Origin of the sequence: Dysgonomonas sp. UBA7710 (assembly GCF_002482385.1) — a bacterium.
Lineage (GTDB): Bacteria > Bacteroidota > Bacteroidia > Bacteroidales > Dysgonomonadaceae > Dysgonomonas.
In genome coordinates this window covers 109,378-115,377 of sequence record NZ_DLFW01000040.1, presented here as the reverse complement: position 1 = coordinate 115,377, position 6,000 = coordinate 109,378, and the positions used below count along the sequence as shown (strand labels likewise).

At 36.0% G+C, this 6,000-nt stretch carries 2 protein-coding genes and 1 pseudogene; all 3 read right to left on the bottom strand.

Translation table 11 applies throughout. From position 1 onward, the window contains the following. Positions 1-662: pseudogene (locus tag B3317_RS12575) on the bottom strand (hypothetical protein); the annotation flags it as partial. A gap of 15 nt (positions 663-677) precedes the next feature. Further along, positions 678-4,139, bottom strand: a complete 3,462-nt coding sequence (locus B3317_RS12570; protein WP_291112080.1) for an RHS repeat protein — start codon at positions 4,137-4,139, stop codon at positions 678-680. A 6-nt stretch (positions 4,140-4,145) separates the two neighbouring features. Continuing rightward, a complete protein-coding gene (locus tag B3317_RS12565) occupies positions 4,146-5,297 on the bottom strand; it encodes a T9SS type A sorting domain-containing protein (protein WP_291112078.1) in 1,152 nt (383 codons plus the stop codon). Positions 5,298-6,000 lie beyond the last annotated feature (703 nt).

Sequence of the window (6,000 nt, the reverse complement as noted above, 5' to 3'; positions counted from 1 at the left end):
GTGGCTTCTATTTTGACTTCTTTAGAACGGATGGTTCCGTTGACATCAATCCCTGACGAATGAAAACGGGCAATCTCCCTTCCATCATAGACAGAAATACCTAAAGAACCACCCTGCTTAGACCATCCCCTATAGAAATTAATACTGCTATTAGTAAGTCCATAGAATTTATGCTCAAGACTAAACGATTTTACATTAATTAAGGACTCCCCATTAATAGATTGTGTACGATATGACTTCACCCCCAAGTAAGTGCCATCACTCTCATTATCGCCTTCGCCCAATCGGCCTAATACGGATTTTAGGGTATTTTGGGATAAATCGCCAACATCGAAACGTGCACGAGGGGAACTTGTGCCGACAGCAACATTACCATTTGGTGATATCATCATCCCTTTATTCCCGGAATTACTATCTTTCTGGTAATAATTCAAATATAATCCATATCCCGGATAGGAGTCCAAATGTAAGTTCCCGTTTGTTACTCCTATGACGGCTTTGTTTTCTACCATACTAGTATTGCTTCTTCCTAATTGTAGTTTAGCTGGAGATAGCCACTGATTGTTTAGTTGTTGTAAAAGATTTCCGTTTACAGTCTGGTCTTGAGCATATATAATTGTTGTCATTACAAGTGACAGGACAATTAAAATATTCTTTTTCATAATAATGGTTAGTTTTTATTGGTTCTGGTAATGATATTCATATTTTTGCACAGCTTGCTTATTGGCAGGAGCGATAATGTTATCCTTATAAATATAGGTTTCTTTCAATCGCCCGAATGCATCGTAATCATAGTAAGTTGTTATTCCTGATGGGTCGGTAACTGTTGATAGTCCGATAAGTGGTCTATAGGTGTAAGTAGTCACAAGAGCATCTTTTAAAATCGCTCTTACTTGTTTTTCTTTATCTGGATCAAGAATACCTGTGCCTGAAAGATTATAGTCTTTGAAGGCATTTACAGATTGAGCATATGTCGCATTCTTTATTTCAGCTACTGGATATAAATTATTACTACTCCATAAATAGGATATAAGTATTTGAGACGGAGTAATCAATTCCAATAGTTTTCCCTTATTATTATATTTAATAAATGTATAATCATTCTTGAAATAACTAGAATAGTTCGATAACGATTGGGGGGTATTAGAATTAAAGGAATAGGTCTTTGACGGGAAATACAGCCCTAACGTGTCTTTATATGCAGTTTTACTGGCAGAAACGACTTCTGAGTTAATAGCCGTAATTTCTTCAATGGGAACACCTATTAAATGCTTATCTACCATTCCTTTGTTAATATTATCTGTATAATCAAAAGGATATTTATTTATTTTGCTGACTTCTTTCCCTTTGCTGTCTGCTGTTATTTCTGATGCAACAAGAAGATAATCGGAATTATATGTATAATTCGTTTTTGAGGTCTGAGCTGTTTGGCCGTTTATATAAGAAGTGATAGTTTTATCACCAAGGGTGGTTTCTTCTACGTTGATATTGTAAAAACCGAAAAAAGCCCCATGGCTTGGAGCCAATGGTGATGGTACATGGGTTTTGAATACGGTAATATCCTTTATATTATTGGTTGTGTAATTGTATATTTCTTTGTTTACTATTTCTTTATTTTTAGAGTATCTCGTTGTATTTAAAGGAAAACCATTTAAGTAGTTTTTTCTTGTTGGGAAGAAAGGAATATAGCTTTGAGCAGCCATTCCTATGGTTGTATTTGCTTTATTAATAAAATTGTATTCAACACTTCCATTTTCTCCATTCTCTCCAAAAATCTCTGTAACAGAATTGTATCCCACAATACTACCTTGGGCTGCATTGCTAAAAGGAACTATTGATGAGGTGTTAGCTAAAAGATATTCTCTACTATCAACGTTTTTACTCGCCGGAGTGATTGTGCTGGCACTTCCTCCCCTGAGTGGGGAAATGATAAAATAGTCTGCTGCAATTATCTGATACTCATTGAAGGTTGGTTGATACATTAAATTTGCTTTCGAATATGTAAAAGTCCTTACTTCCCGTTGACCAGACCCGTTATCAATTATTTTCTTTATCCGTATGCCGGCTCCTGCATGTATTTCGTCTTTCCGCTCTTCTTTTTTCAAATATTTTACTGCTGCATATATTTGAAAATCGACAAAATATAAAGATCTAACATCAACGCACAACCTATATCTTCCGACAGGAAGGCCCTTGAAAGCCGATTGATTACTTTTATTAATGGTCCCTCCGGATTTTTTCATTTCAGAATGATAAAATTTTAAGAAGTACATTGGTTCTGTCTTATAAATATCCTTATAATTAACAAAATTCGTCCCATTAAAAGCTTCAAGCCGAACATAGATTTCATTTGCTATTCCAGGAGGATCGCTACATGTACATGAATAGCACAGGTCTGTTATTCTAAAATCCAACTCTGCGGTTTCAGTATATTCTTCGATGACAAATTCATCGCCATAGAATTTCTGTGGACTTGTATTTGCGGGGGATTTACATCTATCATTTGCACTAGCAGGTATATATGCTTTTGAGACAATACTTTTTGATACAAGTGAGCTTGTTAGATAGGAACGAAATAAATCAATATCATGAGGCTCGTAGTATAATTCGGTTATACCTCCTGTTGGATATTGAATCTGCGTAAGTATACCATTCTGAAGCAGCTCCGGAACAGGTCGTTTATTCCTTCCATAATGCATCTTTCCTATCGAGCTAATGGATGGTACTGTAACAAAAGATGTCGGGCTTCCTTCAATCTGCCCCATATTATAATATCCCCAAAAATCTGTCTCTAATGAGTTTTTTGCAGGCAAGCTTCCTTCATTATATTTGAAGGTATAAACAGCTTCTTTTCCGTCATAATTTTCACTCAATTTATCTAAAAAAAGTCTCGAGGAAATATAATTATCGCCCCCTCGATAGCTGTATAAAAAAGAATATGATTTAATCAGTTGATCCAAATTATTTTTAACTTGTATCGATGTTATTTTTTTAGGAGTATTGGCATTAGGTACCTTTTCAAGATCAATCCTGTCATCAGCATTGATTAGGACAGTGCCTCCATCAAAAGAAACCCTCGTGGGCCTTAGCTGTTTTATTTTATTATATGAATAAGTATATTTTTCATAACTTCTTTTTAAACTCACTTTACTCCCCTGAGGATCGACATCATAGCTTATATACTCCATAAGTTGCGTCCCGTCATAGAGATATACATTTTCAATTAAAGTCACAGGAGTATATAGATACTCTTCCTGATATTCAAATGTAACTCTGTTTTTTTGAGGAGATTCAATATATTCTAAATACCATGCCGTAGTGACATTAGACATCATCTGATAAAGCTGTAATCCTTTGAGATATTGTTCATCATATGTCAACCTACTTCCACTCGTAAATGAATATGTCGCAGATGTTTCAACTTCTTTGAAACCATAAACATATCCATTAATATCTTTAACAGACCATACTTCTGTAGAAGGATTGTACAAAAAGCTTATATACTCTTTAGGGCTTTGTAAAATTGCTTTAGCTGCTGTGTTTGTATTTTTATGTCCTTTATATACAGTATTTATACGATCAAAGAACATCTCTCCGGAATAGCCTGCAAAATTATAATAATACATATCGGGTTCAGAATCCCCCAATCCTTCAAGATATGAATAATATTTACCATACACATTTCCTGTTGTTTTTTTGGATGCAAAGATTGTACTATCCATTTTAGCTAAAGAGACATTATCTTCGTAAAAACCTTTATAAGCTGTATTATTTGGTTTAAAATCATCTCCTCCTAATACTGTTTTAGTGATACACCCTCCTATATTCAGAGTCCATCCTAACCCAATAGAACTCGCCTCTTGAGATACTTTAATACCGGAAGCGTGATAAGAAATGGTAATTGGTATTTTTTTCCCATCTAAATTTATCTCATATAGAGGAATGTTAATATTAGGAGTGCCTGTATAGTACCCTATTGGCGTGTGCCCATACATTCCTAACGAAGCTGTATTAGGAGAAACTGGGGTAACTTTATATTTTTCTTCACTTGTCGTAACTTGTTGCGCTTTCCCGACCGTTGTAAGTAACAATAATATAGCCAATATTATTTTTTTGTATATCGATAAATACGGTATCATAATCTTTTACTTTTTAATAATCACTTGATTAACAAACAACTCATTAGCTATCACTCTGAGTACATAGTTCTTCGGTTGCAGGCTACTGCAATCGATACTTTCGTAATATGTTCCGGCTGATTTGGATTGAGCCTTTATCTTCTTTACAGACAATCCTTCTATCGAATATAGCTCAAAAGCGACCTTTGCATCCTGCTTTAATTCATATTTTAGGTTAAGGGTAGATACAACCGGATTGGGGTATAACTCACAAACGATATAATCTTCTATCGTTGCGATCTTTGCTGTCGAATCCGAATTTTCTGTTGTCTTGTTTTCATCCATATTCCACAACTCATCCAGCAGGGCTAAATTCTCCTGATCGGTATCCAGATACAGGTGGTCTTGTGGAGGGAAAAAGAAAGCTGTTGAAAATATCTCCGAGCTGTCCGAAAGGTTGATATTCCTTACTGTTTCAAAGACTGGATAGCGGTAGCCTTTACTATACCAGCGGCAGGTCTCTAACTGTTTACCCGTATTATCAGTCTCATTTACTATGAAACTTCCTTCTCTGGGAATATCGTAAATTGTCTGCGTTGTCTTTACCCTTAATACAGGACTTAATATATCCCCGGAAGGCAGGATTATTTTACCGTAGGCATCGGCCGCAGTTGTCATAGTTCCTTGTGTACGGATATCTACCGTTCCCGAATACAGCCCTTCCGAATTATAAGCGGATGAAACAGTTTGCCCGTAATTCAAAGGGAACCGCATCAGTGTCATAGGGGAAGTATAAGCCAATTTTACGGATGGGTTTTCATGGCCCAGTTGTAACAGGGAATCGTTTGTAAGGCGGTAATAATACATCGTATTATGCTCTGTGCCTGTAACCAGTCTGTTTTCCTGTATATTTTTCTTATTATAGCGCATATCCCCCACGATATAGACCGAATCGCCTTCCAGTGGTGGCAAATCATAGGTTAGGGTATATTCCTGGTTGATGGTTTTGAGCTTGCTGAAATCCCAGGTTTTGTTTCCTCCGGAACTGCCGGGATCGGTATATTCGACCTGTTGTTTTATTAACACATCGCCCGGGCGGTAATGGTTGTGGGCTGTATTCAACTGTCCGTAGCTACATACAGCTACAGATGATAGTAAAACAAGTATGCATATTCTCATATGTCATTATAAATTAAATGTTTATATTATTTTAATAGAAAATTCCTGTCAAACCCGTATGAATGGTTTGACGGACAGGTTGCATATAGCTTGCTGCCATAAGTATGAAAGTTAGTAAAATCAACTGCTATCCTGAAAAATGTCCGTTTGTCGCAAACGGGAAGAAGCAGTTGGAATAACAGCCGTAAAGCCGACAGTAGTTTTCATTGTATCAGGTTATCCGGCGATCCCCGTCCGGATGGATTAAGGTTATATAAAGAAAGAGGCATGGGAACTGTTATAATTTATCCTGTTTAAAGGCTCTGAGAAAGCCCACCTGAAAAGATAAACAGACAATCCCACACCCCTTGTATATAATAAAAGATGTGGAACATTTTTTACCATCCTTTTCAGTAAAAAAATTGTCAGATTCTTAAACAAGGATAGTTATAATGTCTCTTTATTTAATTCAATAAATAAAACCAGACTACTCGCCGCTTGCGATATAAATCCGATTCAGGGGTAAATGTAAATGTTATTTTTTTAACAAAAAAGGGTTTTGTTAATTTTTTTATGAATATAGTTTGAATACTAAGCATCTGAACGGTCAGGTTCGGGAGGAATAAGCCGGACTAACAAACTGACTGCGGTTTTCTTTTTTTATCTTCTGGCTATTGCCTGTATAATGATGTCACGGAAAGCAAAAGAATAGTAGTTTGTAATA

Coding starts and splice junctions, on each gene's coding strand:
- B3317_RS12570 (WP_291112080.1), bottom strand. CDS start 4,139: ATGATACCGTATTTATCGATATACAAAAAAATAATATTGGCTATATTA.
- B3317_RS12565 (WP_291112078.1), bottom strand. CDS start 5,297: ATGAGAATATGCATACTTGTTTTACTATCATCTGTAGCTGTATGTAGC.